The following is a 15846-nucleotide window of genomic DNA, read 5'->3' on the forward strand; positions in this document are numbered from 1 at the left end:
TTCCAACCTACACCACTTGCCCGCGACCGGCGGCAACCATTCCCATTTGCCGCGCGGGCCACGGGACATCCCGCCACCGTGACAGCAGCGGCGAACAGCGGCTCGGGAAGAGATCAAAATGCGGTCGGACATGGCGAATGCCCCGTCGCCCGACTCTGCCGGCTGGCACCGCATCCATCGCGGCACGTCCATCCGGGCGCGGCGGCTGGCCACCCGCCGGCAGCCCCATGCCGGCCTGGCAGATGGTACCCGGCAAACGTAAGAGCCCAGGCGGTGATCGCGCAGGCCGCCTGTCCAGGCGATCATGCGGATCGCCCGTCCCGCCCCCCTTCGCGTATCGGCAGAAACCCGCACCGGGGGTGCACTGGCGGGCTGACGCGGCATGCGCCCGTGGCGGCTTCGCACCGGCGCACCGCGGTCGCAGCCATAAAAAAGCCCCGCTGATGGCGGGGCTTTGGGTAGCAACGTAGCGGTTCAGGCCAGGCGCTGGCGCACCGCCTCGAACAGCACCACGCCGGTGGCCACCGACACGTTGAGGCTTTCGATATCACCCGGCATCGGGATGCGCACCAGCCCATCGCAGGTCTCGCGGGTCAACCGGCGCAGGCCATCACCCTCGCCGCCCATCACCAGCGCCACATTGCCACGCAGGTCGAGCTGATGGATGGTCTGGTCCACTTCACCGGCCAAGCCGTACACCCACACGCCCAGCTTCTGCATGTCCTTGATACAGCGCACCAGATTGGTCACCGCCACCACCGGGATACGGTCGGCGGCACCGGCGCTGGTCTTGCGCACGGTGGCGTTGACCGGCGCGCTCTTGTCCTTGGGAATCACCACCGCGGTGACGCCGGCAGCGGCCGCGCTGCGCAGGCAGGCGCCGAGGTTGTGCGGGTCCTGCACCTCGTCCAGCACCAGCACCAGCGCCTTGCCGCCAGCGGCCTCGATCAGGCCTTCCAGCTCGTTCTCGGCCCACAGCTTGGGCGCGGCGTAACGGGCGACCACGCCCTGATGGCGGACCTGTCCGGCCACGCCACCCAGTGCCTGGGCGTTGACCTTGCGCACGTCGATGCCTTTCCGCAGGGCTTCTTCCTCGATTTCCACCAGACGCGGATTCTTGGCGCCGGCCTCGATCAGCACTTCGCGGACATTCTCCGGGTCTTTTTCAATCGAGGAAGCCACGGCATTGACGCCGACGATCCACTGGTTCTGCTTGCTCATGGGCGTCACATGGGGAAAAACGGGGGGTGGCAATGGTAGGCCCATTCGGTCCGGCCCGCAGCTGCCACCGGCCTGCGGACTGCGCAACGGGCGGCCGCCTGCCGGCAGCCGCCATCGACATCAGTACTTCTTTTTGCTGCGTTTGGCAGGTTTGCCACGCTCAGGCAGTGACGGCACGTCCGCCGCCTGGCCGCCCTTGCGCTCGACCAGGCGGAAGTCGATCTTGCGCTCCTCCATGCTGGCCTTGAGCACCAGAATGCGGACCCGGTCACCGAGCCGGAACTCGCTGCCGTTGCGCTCGCCGCTGAGCATCTTGCGGATCGGATCGAACTTGTAATAGTCGTGCGGCAGCTGGGTGACGTGGACCAGACCGTTGACCTTGGAGTCGTCCAGTTCAACGAACAGTCCGAAGCTGGTGACACCACTGATGACGCCTTCAAACTCGCCACCGACATGTTTTTCCATCCACGCGGCGCGATAACGCTCATCCACCTCACGCTCGGCCTCGTCGGCGCGACGCGCACGCTCGGAGCACTGCAGCGACAACGCGCTCATCTGATGCGGGGTGTAAAGGTATTTTTCCGGGCGGGCGCCAGTCAGCGCATGCTTGATCGCCCGATGCACCAGAAGATCCGCGTAGCGGCGGATCGGCGAGGTGAAATGCGCGTACGCCTCCAGCGCCAGACCGAAGTGACCGTTGTTGTCGGGTGAATACACCGCCAGCGACTGGCTGCGCAGCAAGACCGACTCCAGCAACGCCGCATCCGGCCGCTCGCGCACCTTCTTCAGCAGCTTGGTGTAATCGCCCGGCTGTACTTTGCTCCACGGCGGCAGACTCAGTTTGAACTCCTTGAGGAATTCAAGCAGGTCCGCATATTTGGATTCCGGTGGCCGCTCGTGCACCCGGTACGGCGCGGGCACATGCGACGCCAGCAGGAACTTGGCCGCCTGCACATTGGCCGCGATCATGCACTCCTCGATCAGCTTGTGCGCTGCATTGCGCACCAGCATGCCGGCCTGGGTGACCTCGCCGCGATTGTCCAGCTCGAAGCGGACTTCCGAGGTTTCAAACTCGATCGCGCCGCGCTTCTCGCGCGCTTTTTCCAGCAGCTTGTACAAGTTGTAGAGATGTTCGATGTGCCCCAGCTGGGGACCGATTGAAGCGCGTGCATCGGCGTCATTCTCGCCAACGGCCTTCCACACCTGGTCGTAGGTCAGACGCGCATGCGAGCGCATCACCGCCTCGTAGAACTTGGACTGGGTGACCTCGCCGTCACTGTCCACCTGCATATCGCAGACGAAACACAGGCGGTCGACATTGGGGTTCAGCGAGCAGATGCCGTTGGAGAGAGTCTCCGGCAGCATCGGCACAACAAAGCCCGGGAAGTACACCGACGTGGCGCGCTTCTGCGCCTCGTCGTCAAGCGGGGTGCCGGGCCGCACATAATTGGACACGTCGGCGATCGCCACCACCAGGCGGTAGCCCTGACGGTTGCGGATGCGGAAACCCTGGCGATTGCTTTCGCAATACACCGCGTCATCGAAATCCTTGGCGTCAGCACCGTCGATGGTGACCAGCGGCATGTCACGGAGGTCGACACGACCGCCGATCATTTTCTGCTCCACTACCAGCGGCACCGCGGCGGCTTCATCCAGCACTTGCTGCGGGAATTCGTGCGGCAGCTCATGGCCGTGGATCGTCGCCTCCACCACCAGCGACGGTGTCAGCTTGTCGCCCAGCACGGCGATGATGCGACCGATCGGCGGACGCCGGGTGTCCGGCGCCTGCGTCAGCTCGCACACCACCAGCTGCCCGTCTTTGGCGCCGCCGGTGGCATCGGCCGGAATCTGCACGTTGCGCTGGATCCGCTTGTCATCGGGCACCAGATAGCTGATGCCCATTTCCACGGTAAAGCGCCCGATCAGACGGTTGACGCCTCGCTCCAGCACGCGCGCGATGGTGCCTTCACGGCGGCCTCGGCGATCGATGCCAGTGACATTGGCCAGCGCGCGATCACCGTGCATGACCTTGCGCATCTCGTACGGCGGCAGGAACAGGTCATCGCCGCCCTCGTCCGGGCGCAGGAAACCGAAGCCTTCCGGGTTGGCGATCACCACGCCCGGAATCAAGCTCAACTGCTGCACCGGGGCGAAGCCGCCGCGACGGTTCTGGACCAGCTGGCCATCACGCACCATCGCGCCCAGGCGTTTGCCCAGCGCCTCGGCCCGGTCAGGCTCGGTCAATCCCAGGTGCCGCCCGAGCTCCTCGGCGTTCTGCGGCCCGCCACAGCGCTCGAGCACCTGCAAGATCGCCTCGCGACTGGCGATGGGCTGCTCGTAACGCTCGGCCTCGCGCGATGCATAGGGGTCATCGATCGTGGATACCGGCGCCGGCTTGCGACGGCCACGCACAAAACTCTGCGGTGCACCGTTGTCTTTGGATTTGCTGCGACCGGGCTTGGCCGGCGCGGCCAGGCTGTCTGGCATCCAGGGCGGCAGCTTGCCTGATTTGGAGGATTTGCCCGGCGCTTTACCCGGTGCTTTGCCCGGCTTGCTGCCGGGGGCGGACTTGTGGACCTTGTCGGTCCCAGTGGTCTTTTTGTTTTTCATTGGCCTCCATGGTACCCGCTGATTGCTGTATGCAGTGCAGACCGTGCCACACGCCGTCGTTACGAAATAAAGCGTTGACAAACACCTGCGCCCTATTCAAAATCGCCGGCCTGAAGTGCCCAGGTGGCGGAATTGGTAGACGCACTAGCTTCAGGTGCTAGCGGGGGCAACTCCGTGGAGGTTCGAGTCCTCTCCTGGGCACCACGTTCAACGATCAGACCCGCGCAAGCGGGTCTTTTCGTATGTGCGATTGCCATCATGCTGTTGCGCAGATTGCCACGACGAACCGCGAGGGACGAGATCATCGAATCGCACTGCAAAGTTGTTGACGCCTTGAAAAACGGCCTGCATAATCTCGCTCCTGAGTCGCCCAGGTGGCGGAATTGGTAGACGCACTAGCTTCAGGTGCTAGCGGGGGCAACTCCGTGGAGGTTCGAGTCCTCTCCTGGGCACCATGACTCAAACGAAACAACCCGCGAAAGCGGGTTTTTTTGTGTCCGCTGATCGGACCGTTCTTCCAGCGTCACATCTTCATCATTTTTGTTGACAGCCTGCGTCGCGGCCGGCACAATTCCGGTCCTGAGTCGCCCAGGTGGCGGAATTGGTAGACGCACTAGCTTCAGGTGCTAGCGGGGGCAACTCCGTGGAGGTTCGAGTCCTCTCCTGGGCACCATGACTCAAATGAAACAACCCGCGAAAGCGGGTTTTTTCGTTTCTGCCGTTTGAAATTCTTTCCCCGGCAATCCGCAAAAAAAAGCGCGCCAGCGCGCGCTTTTTTTATGGCCCCAAATTCCTGCATGCCGCCGCGCTCAATGGCCCCCGGCCGAAGCGGCTCCCGCCCCCGCACCGAAGGGGGGCTTGGCCAGCCACACGAACACGATGATCGCCAGGAACACCCAGCCCAGCAGCAGGAAGATGTCGTTGAAGCCCATCTGCGACGCCTGGTGGCCGATCATGTTGTCCAGCAGCGCGGCGCCATGCTGCAGATCGCCCTGCCCCATCGCGGTGATCCGCTCGTGCATGCCGGGCTCGTAGACCGAAATGTGCGCGGTCAGATCGGCATGGTGCTGCTGGGTGCGCCGCGACCACAGCCAGGTGGTCAGCGAGGCGGCGAAGCTGCCGCCCAGCGTGCGCAGGAACGTCGCCAGCCCTGAGCCGGCCGCCACTTCACGCCCGTCCAGATCCGACAGCAGGATCTGCAGCACCGGCATGAAAAACAGCGCCACGCCTGCCCCCATCAGCAACTGGATGCCGGCCACGTGCGCGAAGTTCACCTGCAGGTTGAAGCCCGAGCGCAGGAAACAGGTGATCGACAGCACCAGAAACGCCATGGAGGCGAGCATGCGCATATCGAGCTTGCCACCGTACTTGCCCAGCAGCGGGGCCAGCATGATCGGCAGGATGCCCAACGGCGCGGTGGCCAGCCCGGCCCAGATTGAGGTGTAACCCAGATCGCGCTGCAGCCACAGCGGGATCATCAGCGCGACGCTGAAGAACGCGGCGTAACCGACGACCATCGCCAGCGTGCCGGCGCGGAAATTGCGATGCCGCAGCAGGCGCAGATCGACGATGGGATCCTTGTCGGTCAGCTCCCAGATCAGGAACACCGCCAGCGCCACCACCGCGACACAGGCCAGCACCACGATCTTGGTCGAGGCGAACCAGTCCTCCTCGTTGCCCAGATCCAGCAGCAGCTGCAGGCAGCCCACGCCAATCACCAGCGTGACCAGACCGACATAGTCCATCTTCGGCTTCTCGATCTGCTCGACCCGGTGCCGCAACTGGCCACCGACGATCACCGCGGCGATCACCCCCAGCGGCACGTTGATCAGGAAGATCCATTCCCAGCTGTAGTTGTCGGTGATCCAGCCACCGAGGATCGGTCCGGCGACGGGCGCCACCACCGTGATCATCGCCAGCAGCGCCAGCGCTTGCCCGCGTTTCTCACGCGGGTAGATCGAGACCAGCAGCGACTGGGTGATCGGGTACATCGGCCCGGCGACAAAGCCTTGCAGCGCACGCGACGCCACCAGCATGCCCATGCTCTGCGCGATACCGCACAACAGCGAGGCCAGGGAGAAGGCCACCGTTGCCCATACAAACAGCTTGACCTCGCCAAAGCGGCGGCTGGCCCAGCCGGTCAGCGGCAATGCGATGGCGGTGCTGACCGCGAAGGAGGTGATGACCCAGGTGGCCTGCTGCGAGCTGGCGCCCAGGTTGCCGGCGATGGTCGGCAGCGAGACATTGGCGATCGTCGTATCGAGCACCTGCATGAACGATGCAAGCGCCAGTCCGGCGGTGCACAGCGCCAGGTTGGCCGGCCCCGCACCTGCGTGGGCGGCCGGCGCCGCGGGAGCTTGAGCGGACATGGCGACCTCAGCTGGCGCGCGCGGACGGCGGCAGGTTGTCCTGGATGATGCGGTGGATCAGCGCATCTGCCGCCTGCAGCTGCTGGCCGTAGACCTGCGTGCCATACACCGTGCCCGTGGCGGCCTGGGCCGGCAGCACACCGCCCTGCTGGTCGTGCAGGTTGACCTCGGCTTTCATCGACAGCCCGATCCGCAGCGGATGTTCGGCCAGCTGCTTTTCATCGATGGCGATACGCACCGGCACGCGCTGCACGATCTTGATCCAGTTGCCGCTGGCATTCTGCGCCGGCAGCAGCGAGAAGGCCGAGCCGGTGCCCATGCCCAGGCTGGTGATGCGGCCGGCATAGCGCACATCGCCGCCGTACAGATCCGAGCGCAGCTCCACCTGCTGTCCTAGCCGCATGTGGCGCAGCTGGGTTTCCTTGAAATTGGCTTCGACCCACATCTGCTCGGTCGGCACCACCGCCATCAGCACCGCGCCGGGCTGCACGCGCTGGCCAACCTGCACCGAGCGACGGGCAACATAGCCAGTCACCGGCGCGACGATACCGGCACGGGCATGGTTCAGATACGCCTGGCGCAACTGCGCCGCGGCGGCCTGCACATCGGGCTGGGTGGCGATGACGGTGTCATCGACCAGCGCGCGACTGCGCTCCACGGTCTCGCGTGACCCGGCCACGGCCGCCTCGGCGGCAGCGAGTTCGTCACGGGCGTGGGCCAGTTCCTCATGGGAAATCGCACCGCTGGCGGCCAGATCCTTGCGCCGCGCGAAGTCCTCGCGGGCACGCTTGACGCTGATCTGGCGGGCATTGAGCTCGGCCTGCGCGCCTTCCACGCTGCGGTACAGCCCGCGCACCTGGCGCACCGTGCGCGCCAGATTGGCCTGCGCCTGCTGCATCGCCACGTCGGTATCGGCCGGGTCCAGCTGCACCAGCAACTGGCCCTGCTCCACCTTCATGCCGTCATCGGCGGCGATGGCGACCACCGTACCACCGACCAGCGGCGTGATCTGCACCTGGTTGCCCACCACATAGGCGTCATCGGTCTCCTCGGCCCAACGGCCGAACAGGAAATACCACAGCGCAAAGGCCGCAATCAGCAGCACCACGATCAACAGCAGGCCGCGCAGCAGTTTGCGGCGACGGCCGGGAGCGGCCGCAGCCGCGTCGGAAGAAGTCTGGCTCATAGAAAGGTTTCTCAGGAATTCGAATTGTTGGACGCAGCGGTCGCCGGCAGGTCCGCACCGGCGGGCGCAAAACCGCCGCCCAGCGCCGCGCTCAGGCCGATGGAGGACGCCAGCTGCTGCGACTGCAGGCTGCTCAGCCGCAGCCGCGACTGCAGCAGCAGGTCCTGCGCGCCCAGCACGTCGAGGTAATTGCCGATACCGGCGCGGTAGCGCTGCCCGGCCAGCGCGAATGCGGCCTCGGCCGTATCCACCGCCTGCTGCTGCGATTCCACCTGCACGGCCAGCGAACGCACCGCGTTGACCTGGTCGGTCACCTCGCGCAGCGCCGCCACCAGCGTCTGGTTGTAGTGGGCCACCGCCAGATCGTAGTCGGCATCGGCTTTGGCCAGCTGGGCGCGCAGACGGCCGCCATCGAAAACCGGCAGACTCAGCGCCGGTGCGAGCAAGCCGAAACCCGAGCCGCTTTGCAGCAGCGTGCCCAGATCGCTGGAAACCACCCCGCCGAGCGCGGTCAGATTCAAGCTCGGATAGAAGCGCGCCTTGGCCGCATGGATCTGCTGGCCGGAGGCCTCCACCCGCCAGCGCGCGGCCACCACATCCGGGCGCCGCCCCAGCAGATCACTGGGGAGTACCCCGGGCAATTGCAACGCCAACCGGTTCAGAGCAGCGGGCCTGCCGATCTCACGCCCGCGGTCCGGGCCCCTGCCCAGCAGCGCGGCCAGCGCGTTGCGGGCAAGATCGATCTGCTGCTGCGCCGCCTGCTGCTGTTGCTGTGCCAGCGGCACGCGTGCCTGCGCCTGGCGCACCTGCAGCTCGTTGTCGATACCGGCGCCGCGTCGCTGCCGGGTCAGTGCCAGCATCTTTTCGGCACGCGCCAGCTCCTCGTCGGCCACCTGCTGTAGCTGCCAGGCATGATCCAGCTGGACATAGGCCTGCACGATGGCCGCCGACAGGTCCAGCCGCGCGGCCTGCGCATCCACCGTCGCCGCATGCGCGCGGTCCACCGCCGCCTCCCACGCCGCGCGTTTGCCGCCCCACAGATCCACGCCATAGCTGAAATTGGCCACGGCCTGCACGCTGCCCATGTAATGGCCACCCAGCTCATTGCCCACCATCGACTCGGGCAGGGTGATGCCGGTGTAGCCCGGCGACAGCGACAGGCTTGGCTTGCGTTCGGCGCTGGTGCTGGCGCTCTGCGCCTGCGCCTGCCGCAGGCGGGCATCGGCCACCTCCAGCGTCGGACTGTTGCGCAGGCCTTCGGCAATGAGCGCATCCAGCTGGGGATCACCCAGTGCCCGCCACCAGTCCGCGGCCGGGAACCCCGGGGCGCTCAACTCGTGGCCGGCCAGCGTCCTGCCGGCTTGCAGGCTGTCGGCATCCAGCAGCCGCCCTTGCGGACTGAGCCCGCCACTGCTGGCACAGGCGGCCAGCGCCAGCGCCAAGCCGGTCAACAACGCCGGCCGGGCACAGCGGTGCAGGCCAGGGGAGAAAAGTCGGGATGTGTTCATGGCAGGCAGAGGGAGTCGCGTACGCGGATCAACAGGGAAAGCAGCTGGGCGCGTTCGGCCGCATCCAGATCGCGCATGGCCATATCGATGGTCTGATCGCCACGCAGCTTGAGCCGCTGCCACAGCGCATGGCCTTCGTCGGTCATGACGATCTGCAGCGCACGGCGGTCCAGGGCATGGGGCTCGCGACGCACGCAGCCCAGCGCCTCAAGCCGGTCCAGCAGCCGGGTCACCGCACTGGGCACCTGGTCGATGGCGTTGGCCAGTTCCACCGCGGTGCACGGCGCCATCACCGAGAGCTTTTTCAGCCCCAAGTAATGGGTGAACCCGATACCGAGGTTCTCTTCGGCCATCGACGCATCCAGCCGGCGCACAAGCTCGTCAAAGACCTGCCGCAGCAACAATCCGAAGCTGGGCGGTTGGGAGGTGTCATCGTTCATGCCGGCAATTTTATTCCATATGGAATTATTCTGTCTAGAACATTTCCATCAGGAACCGGATGGAACACCGTCACAGCGGCCCCGACGCGGCCACCCGCCGCGGCACGGGCGTGACAACCGGCTTGGCATCCCGGCCGTCATCCGGATAATCGACCGATCAGGAAACCGGCGGTCCCGCCGCGCTTCTCACAACAGGTAGCTCCCACCCGCAATGACCGATCTTGCCCGCACCGTTTTCCACGGCTACGAACAGCAGCCGCTGCGCGAATATGCCGAACGCGCCTATCTCGACTATTCCATGTACGTGGTGCTGGACCGCGCCCTGCCGTTCATCGGCGACGGCCTCAAGCCGGTGCAGCGGCGCATCATCTATTCGATGAGCGAACTGGGGCTCAACGCCTCGGCCAAGCCGAAGAAGTCCGCGCGCACCGTGGGCGATGTGATCGGCAAATACCACCCGCATGGCGACAGCGCGTGCTACGAGGCGCTGGTGCTGATGGCGCAGCCGTTCTCCTACCGTTATCCGCTGATCGAGGGCCAGGGCAACTTCGGCTCCACCGACGATCCCAAGTCGTTCGCGGCCATGCGCTACACCGAATCCAAGCTGACCCCGATCGCCGAAGTGCTGCTTGGCGAACTGGCCCAAGGCACCACCGACTGGACGCCCAATTTCGACGGCACCCTGGAAGAGCCCTCGTGGATGCCGGCACGCCTGCCGCACCTACTGCTCAACGGCACCACCGGTATCGCCGTGGGCATGGCCACCGACGTGCCGCCGCACAATCTCAACGAGATCGTCAGTGCGGTGATCCGCCTGATCGATGATCCCAACGCCACCGTCGCCGACCTGTGCGAACACGTGCGCGGCCCGGACTACCCGACCACCGCCGAGATCATCACTCCGGCGGCGGATCTGCGGAACCTCTATGAAACCGGCAACGGCAGCGTGCGCGCCCGCGCCACCTTCCTCAAGGAAGGCAGCAACATCGTCGTCACCGCGCTGCCACACCAAGTCTCGCCGTCCAAGGTGATCGAGCAGATCGCCGCGCAGATGCGGGCCAAGAAGCTGCCGTGGCTGGAGGACATCCGCGACGAATCCGACCACGCCAACCCGGTACGGGTGGTGCTGATCCCGCGCTCCAACCGCGTCGATGCTGAACAGCTGATGGGCCACCTGTTCGCCACGACCGACCTGGAACGCAGCTACCGCGTCAACCTCAACGTGATCGGCCTGGACGGGCGGCCGCAGGTCAAGAACCTGAAGATGCTGCTGTCCGAATGGCTGCGGTTCCGCTATGACACGGTCACCCGTCGCCTCAACCATCGCCTGCAGAAGGTCGAGCGCCGCCTGCACCTGTTGGACGGCCTGCTGGTGGCGTTCCTCAACCTGGATGAGGTGATCCACATCATCCGTACCGAGGATGAGGCCAAGGCCGCACTGATCGCCCGCTTCGAACTGAGCGAGGACCAGGCCGACTACATCCTGGAGACCAAGCTCAAGCAGCTGGCGCGCCTGGAAGAAATGAAGATCCGCGGCGAGCAGGATGAGCTGGCCAAGGAGCGCGATTACATCCAGTCGATCCTGGAAAGCACCGCCAAGCTGCGCAAGCTGGTCAAGGACGAGCTGATTGCCGACGCCAAGAAGTTCGGCGACGAACGCCGCTCGCCGCTGGTGCAGCGGGGCGCTGCCCAGGCCATCGACGAGACCGAACTGGTCGCCAGCGAGCCGATGACCGTGGTGCTGGCGGAAAAGGGCTGGGTACGCGCAGCCAAGGGCCACGACATCGACGGCAGCAGCCTGTCCTACCGCGAAGGCGACGGCCTGCTGGGCATCGTCCGCAGCCGCAGCACGCAGCAGGTGGCCTTCATCGACAGCGAGGGCCGGGCCTATTCCACGCCGGTACACACCCTGCCCTCGGCGCGCGGCAACGGCGAGCCGCTGACCGGCCGCTTCTCGCCGGCACCGGGCAGCGCGTTCGTGACCCTGGCCAGCGGCGAGAACAACACCCGCTTCGTGCTGGCCTCCACCCACGGCTACGGCTTCGTCACCCGTTTCGAGAATCTCACCGGCCGCAACAAGGCCGGCAAGGCGATGCTCAACCTGTCCACCGGATCCAGCGTGTTGCAGCCGGCGGTGGTCGCCAACCCGGAAACCGACCGTATTGTTGCCGTCACCAGCGCCGGCAACATGCTGGCCATTCCGGCCAGCGACCTGCCCGAACTGGACAAGGGCAAGGGCAACAAGATCATCGAGATCCCCAAGGCCAAGCTCTCCACCGAACGGGTGGTCGCGGTGGTCGCAGTCGGACCGGGCAACACCCTGCAGGTCCGCAGCGGCCAGCGCACCATGAGCCTGTCCTTCAAGGAGTTGGAGACCTATATGGGCACGCGGGCCACGCGTGGGCATCTGTTGCCCAGGGGCTGGCAGAAGGTCGAAGGGCTGGATGTCCAGTAATTCACTTTGCTGGCGCGCGGCATGCCACACCATGCTGCGCGCCGACTGAAACAGCGACGGCAAACCTGTCCTCAAGGAACCGCCCATGACATCGGCTGAAGACACACCCCCACAGACGATCTGTCCGGAATGTCAGGGCGATAATCTCTACGCCCATGGCGGCATCAACGCCCGTGGCGGCTACGGCCCCGACCTGCTGCCCGGTACCAGTGGCGTCTTCAGCAGCGCCAAGATGCAGACCATCGTCTGTCGCGACTGCGGCCTGATTCGTTTCTATGCGACCCGCGAAACGCTCGCCCGGATCACGCCAGACAACGGCTGGCGGAAAACCCGCTGAAGAGGAGCGACTCCATGCAACCGGATTTCTGGCTGCAGCGCTGGCACAACGGCCAGATCGGTTTCCATCGCACGGATGTCATGCCGCTGCTGACGCGGCACTGGCCCACACTGGAGCTGCCGCCCGGCAGCCGCGTACTGGTGCCACTGTGCGGCAAGAGCCTGGACATGCACTGGCTGGCCGCCCAGGGACATCGCGTGCTGGGCGTCGAGCTGTCGTCGCTGGCGGTAGAGCAGTTCTTCGCCGAAGCGGGCCTGACGCCGGCGCGCCATCAAAGCAAGTACGGTGAACACTATCGCGCCGGGCCGATCGAGATTATCTGCGGCGACGCCTTCGCGCTGGACAGCACACTGCTGGCCGATATCGCTGGCGTCTACGACCGCGCCGCGCTGATCGCGCTGCCGCCGGAGCTGCGCCGCCACTATCGCGACACGCTGTACGCGCACTTGCCCGACGGCTGCCGCGGGCTGCTGATCACGCTGGAGTATCCCCAGGAGCAGAAACAGGGCCCGCCGTTCAGCGTGCCGCAGTCTGAAGTGGAGCAGCTGTTCAGCGCGCCATGGCAGACCGCGCTGCTGGAACGGCAGGACATCCTTGAGCAGCAACCCGGCTTCCGGGACCAGGGCGTCGCCGTCCTCTCCACCGCGGCATACCGGCTGCAGTACCGTTGAAACACGCAGGGCGGCCTGCGCCGCCCTGTTTCATCAAAACCCGGCCGGCCTCAATGGGCCGGAGCGCCCTTGGCGTCCATCTTGCTGGTCTGATACAGCTCCAGGCCGATGCGCTTGATCAGACCCAGCTGCTGCTCCAGCCACCAGGCGTGGTCTTCTTCGGTGTCGCGCAGCTGTGCGATCAGGATGTCGCGGCTGACGTAGTCGCCGTGGGTTTCGCACAGTTTTACGCCTGCAGCGAGGTTGGCGCGCACCTGGTATTCGACCTGCAGGTCCTTCTCCAGCATTTCCATCACGGTCACGCCCGGCTCGAAGCCGTGCGGACGCATGTCCGGATCGCCACCGAGGAACAGGATGCGGCGCAGCAGCGCGTCGGCGTGTTCGGTTTCCTCTTGCATCTCGTGGCCGATACGCTCGTACAGCGCCATCAGGCCCTGATCCTCGTAACGGCGGGAATGGATGAAATACTGGTCACGCGCCGCCAGTTCGCCGCGCAGCAGCTCTTTCAGGCATTCGATGACGTCGGGGTTGCCCTTCATGGGGTGCTCCTGATGGTTCGCAATGGGCATAGCCTGCCCCATCTGGCGCGGCGATGATCTAATCGGAATCACTTTCAGTTGCGCTTCGCCCCGCGCCGGCTGCACAAGCTGTCTACAATCGCGGCAGAACCGCTACCGGGGATAGGCCTGTGCTGCGTTGGCTGCTGCGTTCGCTGGGGATGCTGTTGGGCTTGCTGGTGCTGTTGCTGCTGATTCTCTGGCTGCTGTTGCGCGGCAGCCTGCCAACGCTGGATGGCCAGCGGGCCTTGCCCGGCCTGAGCGCTGCGGTCAGCATCGAGCGCGATGCGCTGGGCGTGGTGACGGTCAATGCGGCCAATGAGGTCGATATGGCCCGTGCGCTCGGTTATGTGCATGCACAGGAGCGTTTCTTCGAGATGGACCTGATGCGGCGCTCGGCCGCAGGCGAGCTGGCCGAGCTGTTCGGCACCGACGCCCTGCCCCTGGACCGCAAGATGCGCGTGCATCGCCTGCGCGCCCGCACCCATGACAACCTCGCCGTCGCGCTGGACGGAAAACGTGCCGTGCTTGAAGCCTATCGCGACGGCGTCAACGCCGGACTGGCTGCGTTGCCGGTGCGACCATGGCCCTATCTGCTGCTGCGCCAACCACCACGTCCCTGGCAACTGGAAGATTCGGTACTGGCCGGGCTGGCGATGTATGCCGACCTGCAGGACCCGGCCAACACCCGCGAACTGGCGCTGGCGCGGCTCAAGAAGGTGGTGCCGCCGGCCCTGTATACGCTGCTCACGCACGATGGCAGCAGCTGGGACGCCCCGCTGTTCGGCGCCGCCCGGGGGGACGCGCGGTTGCCGGATGCGGCAACCCTGGACCTGCGCCGTCCAGCCAGCATCGTGCCGCCTGCGCCGGTCGCGGCGGCGTCCGAGGTCCTGGGCAGCAACAACTTCGCCGTGTCCGGCGCCCTGACCGCCGACGGTCGCGCCATCCTCGCCGACGACATGCACCTGGGCCTGCGGGCACCCAACATCTGGTTCCGCGCACGCCTGCGTTACGCCGATCCGACCGCGCCAGACCGCAAGGTCGATGTCACCGGCTTCACCCTGCCCGGCCTGCCGGCGGTGATCGTCGGCAGCAATACCCGCATTGCGTGGGGCTTCACCAACAGCTATGTCGACACCGCCGACTACACCGCCGTGTCCGCCAATGCACCGCTGCGCATCCATGACGAGGCCATTGCTGTCGCCGACGCCAAAACCGAAGTACTGCGGGTGCGCGAGAGCGATTGGGGACCGATCCTGCATGAGGAACCGGATGGACACCTTCTGGCCCTGCGCTGGGTCGGTCATCAGCCCGGCGCGGTCCGGCTGGCATTCGCCGACATGGCCAAAGCCGCGGATCTGGACGCCGCGTTCGCAACCGCCAATCGCTCCGGCATTCCGGCACAGAATCTGCTGGTCGCCGACCGCAGCGGCCGTATCGCCTGGCGCCTGATCGGTGCACGCCCCGCGCGTGATCCGGCCTGTCATGCCACGGCGACTGCGCAGGCCAGCTGCCCGCCGTGGCCCATCCGCAGCGACCAGGCGCCGGCACTTGTCGATCCGCCCGATCACCGCCTGTGGACCGCCAACGGCCGGGTGCTTGATGGCGTCGCGCTGGCCGACGCCGGTGACGGCGGCTATGACCTCGGCGCGCGTGCCAAGCAGATCCGCGACGGCCTGTTCGCCCGCGAGCACTTCACCGAACAGGACCTGCTGGCCATCCAGCTCGATGACCGTGCCGTGCTGATGGAGCGCTGGTGGAAGCTGCTGCGGCAGACCGTCGGGCACAGTGATGACCCTGCGCTGCAGCGACTGGAAGCGGCCAGCCGCCAATGGCAGGGTCGAGCCTCCACGGACTCGGTCAGCTATCGGATGGCACGCGGTTTCCGCAGCATCTTGATGGACAACCTCCAGGGCGCGCTGCTGGCTCCGGCCAAAGAGCAGCTGGGCGATCGTTACCTCGCCCCTAGACTTGCCCAGTTCGAGGGCGTGCTGTGGCCCTTGCTCGACCAGCGCCCGCCGCATCTGCTGCCACCGCCCTATGAAAGCTGGGAGGCGCTGCTGGCCACCAGCGCCCGCCAACTGGAAAAGGATCTGGCCCAACAGGGTCCCGATCTGGCGCAACGCAATTGGGGCGAACGCAACACCGCCGCCATCTGCCATCCGGTCTCGGCAGCGTTGCCACGCCTTCTCAACTCCTGGCTGTGCATGCCGGCCGAGCCCTTGGCAGGGGACGGCGACATGCCGCGCGTGGCTGGCCCGAAGTTCGGCGCTTCGCAGCGGATGGTGGTATCACCCGGCCATGAGGCCGAGGGCATCGTACACATGCCCGGCGGCCAGAGCGGCCATCCACTGTCACCTTTCTGGGGCGCCGGTCACGACGACTGGGTGGAAGGCCGCTCATCCCCGTTCCTGCCGGGTCGCACCGCGCACAGCCTGCGTTTGAGTCCGCGCTGAGCGACCGCGCGGCGCCTGCCCTGGCAACCCCTGCAT

11 protein-coding genes and 3 tRNA genes are annotated in these 15846 nt (G+C 66.0%); 7 read left to right on the plus strand and 7 right to left on the minus strand.

What is annotated here, in order from left to right; all coding sequences use genetic code 11:
* Positions 1–474: 474 nt before the first annotated feature.
* Together rlmB and rnr are read right to left on the minus strand one after the other, a co-directional pair.
* Complete coding sequence (rlmB, locus tag ACVOMC_RS13715) at positions 475–1221, minus strand: 23S rRNA (guanosine(2251)-2'-O)-methyltransferase RlmB (protein ID WP_481524385.1); 747 nt, start codon at positions 1219–1221, stop codon at positions 475–477.
* Positions 1222–1341: 120 nt separating this feature from the next.
* On the minus strand, positions 1342–3831 hold the full coding sequence (gene rnr / locus ACVOMC_RS13720; protein WP_481524386.1) for a ribonuclease R: 2490 nt from the start codon (positions 3829–3831) through the stop codon (positions 1342–1344).
* Positions 3832–3948: 117 nt separating this feature from the next.
* Here rnr and ACVOMC_RS13725 point away from each other — a divergent pair.
* The 3 genes from ACVOMC_RS13725 (at position 3949) to ACVOMC_RS13735 (ending at position 4504) form a co-directional block, all read left to right on the plus strand.
* Positions 3949–4035 (plus strand) — tRNA-Leu (locus tag ACVOMC_RS13725).
* Between the two features lie 164 nt (positions 4036–4199).
* Positions 4200–4286 (plus strand) — tRNA-Leu (locus ACVOMC_RS13730).
* 131 nt (positions 4287–4417) lie between these two features.
* Positions 4418–4504 (plus strand) — tRNA-Leu (locus ACVOMC_RS13735).
* Between the two features lie 136 nt (positions 4505–4640).
* On the opposite strand, the gene ACVOMC_RS13740 is transcribed toward ACVOMC_RS13735, so the two are convergent.
* From ACVOMC_RS13740 to ACVOMC_RS13755, 4 genes are read right to left on the minus strand one after another with little or no spacing between them, the layout of a single operon-like run.
* Positions 4641–6200 carry a DHA2 family efflux MFS transporter permease subunit gene (locus ACVOMC_RS13740; RefSeq protein WP_481524387.1) on the minus strand — a complete coding sequence of 520 codons (1560 nt, stop codon included), beginning with the start codon at positions 6198–6200 and terminating at the stop codon, positions 4641–4643.
* A gap of 7 nt (positions 6201–6207) precedes the next feature.
* A complete protein-coding gene (locus ACVOMC_RS13745) occupies positions 6208–7386 on the minus strand; it encodes a multidrug transporter (RefSeq protein ID WP_481524388.1) in 1179 nt (392 codons plus the stop codon).
* Between the two features lie 11 nt (positions 7387–7397).
* Positions 7398–8894 carry an efflux transporter outer membrane subunit gene (locus ACVOMC_RS13750; RefSeq protein ID WP_481524389.1) on the minus strand — a complete coding sequence of 499 codons (1497 nt, stop codon included), beginning with the start codon at positions 8892–8894 and terminating at the stop codon, positions 7398–7400.
* A complete protein-coding gene (locus tag ACVOMC_RS13755; RefSeq protein ID WP_481524390.1) occupies positions 8891–9334 on the minus strand; it encodes a MarR family winged helix-turn-helix transcriptional regulator in 444 nt (147 codons plus the stop codon). The genes ACVOMC_RS13750 and ACVOMC_RS13755 overlap by 4 nt, the downstream gene beginning before the upstream one ends.
* A gap of 211 nt (positions 9335–9545) precedes the next feature.
* On the opposite strand from ACVOMC_RS13755, the gene parC reads away from it, so the two are divergent.
* From parC to ACVOMC_RS13770, 3 genes are all read left to right on the plus strand, one after another.
* A complete protein-coding gene (gene parC, locus ACVOMC_RS13760) occupies positions 9546–11789 on the plus strand; it encodes a DNA topoisomerase IV subunit A (RefSeq protein ID WP_481524391.1) in 2244 nt (747 codons plus the stop codon).
* 85 nt (positions 11790–11874) lie between these two features.
* On the plus strand, positions 11875–12126 hold the full coding sequence (locus ACVOMC_RS13765) for a hypothetical protein (RefSeq protein WP_054659247.1): 252 nt from the start codon (positions 11875–11877) through the stop codon (positions 12124–12126).
* Between the two features lie 14 nt (positions 12127–12140).
* Positions 12141–12797: a thiopurine S-methyltransferase gene (locus ACVOMC_RS13770; protein WP_481524392.1), complete on the plus strand. Its 657-nt coding sequence runs from the start codon at positions 12141–12143 to the stop codon at positions 12795–12797.
* Between the two features lie 50 nt (positions 12798–12847).
* Here ACVOMC_RS13770 and bfr read toward each other — a convergent pair whose 3' ends face one another.
* On the minus strand, positions 12848–13336 hold the full coding sequence (gene bfr, locus ACVOMC_RS13775; RefSeq protein WP_481524393.1) for a bacterioferritin: 489 nt from the start codon (positions 13334–13336) through the stop codon (positions 12848–12850).
* Between the two features lie 179 nt (positions 13337–13515).
* Between bfr and ACVOMC_RS13780 the strand changes: the two genes are divergently transcribed.
* The gene (locus ACVOMC_RS13780; protein ID WP_481524419.1) at positions 13516–15810 is read left to right on the plus strand and encodes a penicillin acylase family protein; all 2295 of its coding nucleotides are present in this window, start codon (positions 13516–13518) and stop codon (positions 15808–15810) included.
* Positions 15811–15846: the final 36 nt, after the last annotated feature.

It is taken from the genome of Stenotrophomonas sp. STEN014 (assembly GCF_056760315.1).

Bases quoted from the DNA above. Each gene is read 5' to 3' on its own strand.
- parC (WP_481524391.1), top strand. From the start codon at position 9,546: ATGACCGATCTTGCCCGCACCGTTTTCCACGGCTACGAACAGCAGCCG.
- bfr (WP_481524393.1), bottom strand. From the start codon at position 13,336: ATGAAGGGCAACCCCGACGTCATCGAATGCCTGAAAGAGCTGCTGCGC.
- ACVOMC_RS13770 (WP_481524392.1), top strand. From the start codon at position 12,141: ATGCAACCGGATTTCTGGCTGCAGCGCTGGCACAACGGCCAGATCGGT.
- ACVOMC_RS13765 (WP_054659247.1), top strand. From the start codon at position 11,875: ATGACATCGGCTGAAGACACACCCCCACAGACGATCTGTCCGGAATGT.
- ACVOMC_RS13780 (WP_481524419.1), top strand. From the start codon at position 13,516: ATGCTGTTGGGCTTGCTGGTGCTGTTGCTGCTGATTCTCTGGCTGCTG.
- rlmB (WP_481524385.1), bottom strand. From the start codon at position 1,221: ATGAGCAAGCAGAACCAGTGGATCGTCGGCGTCAATGCCGTGGCTTCC.
- ACVOMC_RS13750 (WP_481524389.1), bottom strand. From the start codon at position 8,894: ATGAACACATCCCGACTTTTCTCCCCTGGCCTGCACCGCTGTGCCCGG.
- ACVOMC_RS13740 (WP_481524387.1), bottom strand. From the start codon at position 6,200: ATGTCCGCTCAAGCTCCCGCGGCGCCGGCCGCCCACGCAGGTGCGGGG.
- rnr (WP_481524386.1), bottom strand. From the start codon at position 3,831: ATGAAAAACAAAAAGACCACTGGGACCGACAAGGTCCACAAGTCCGCC.
- ACVOMC_RS13745 (WP_481524388.1), bottom strand. From the start codon at position 7,386: ATGAGCCAGACTTCTTCCGACGCGGCTGCGGCCGCTCCCGGCCGTCGC.
- ACVOMC_RS13755 (WP_481524390.1), bottom strand. From the start codon at position 9,334: ATGAACGATGACACCTCCCAACCGCCCAGCTTCGGATTGTTGCTGCGG.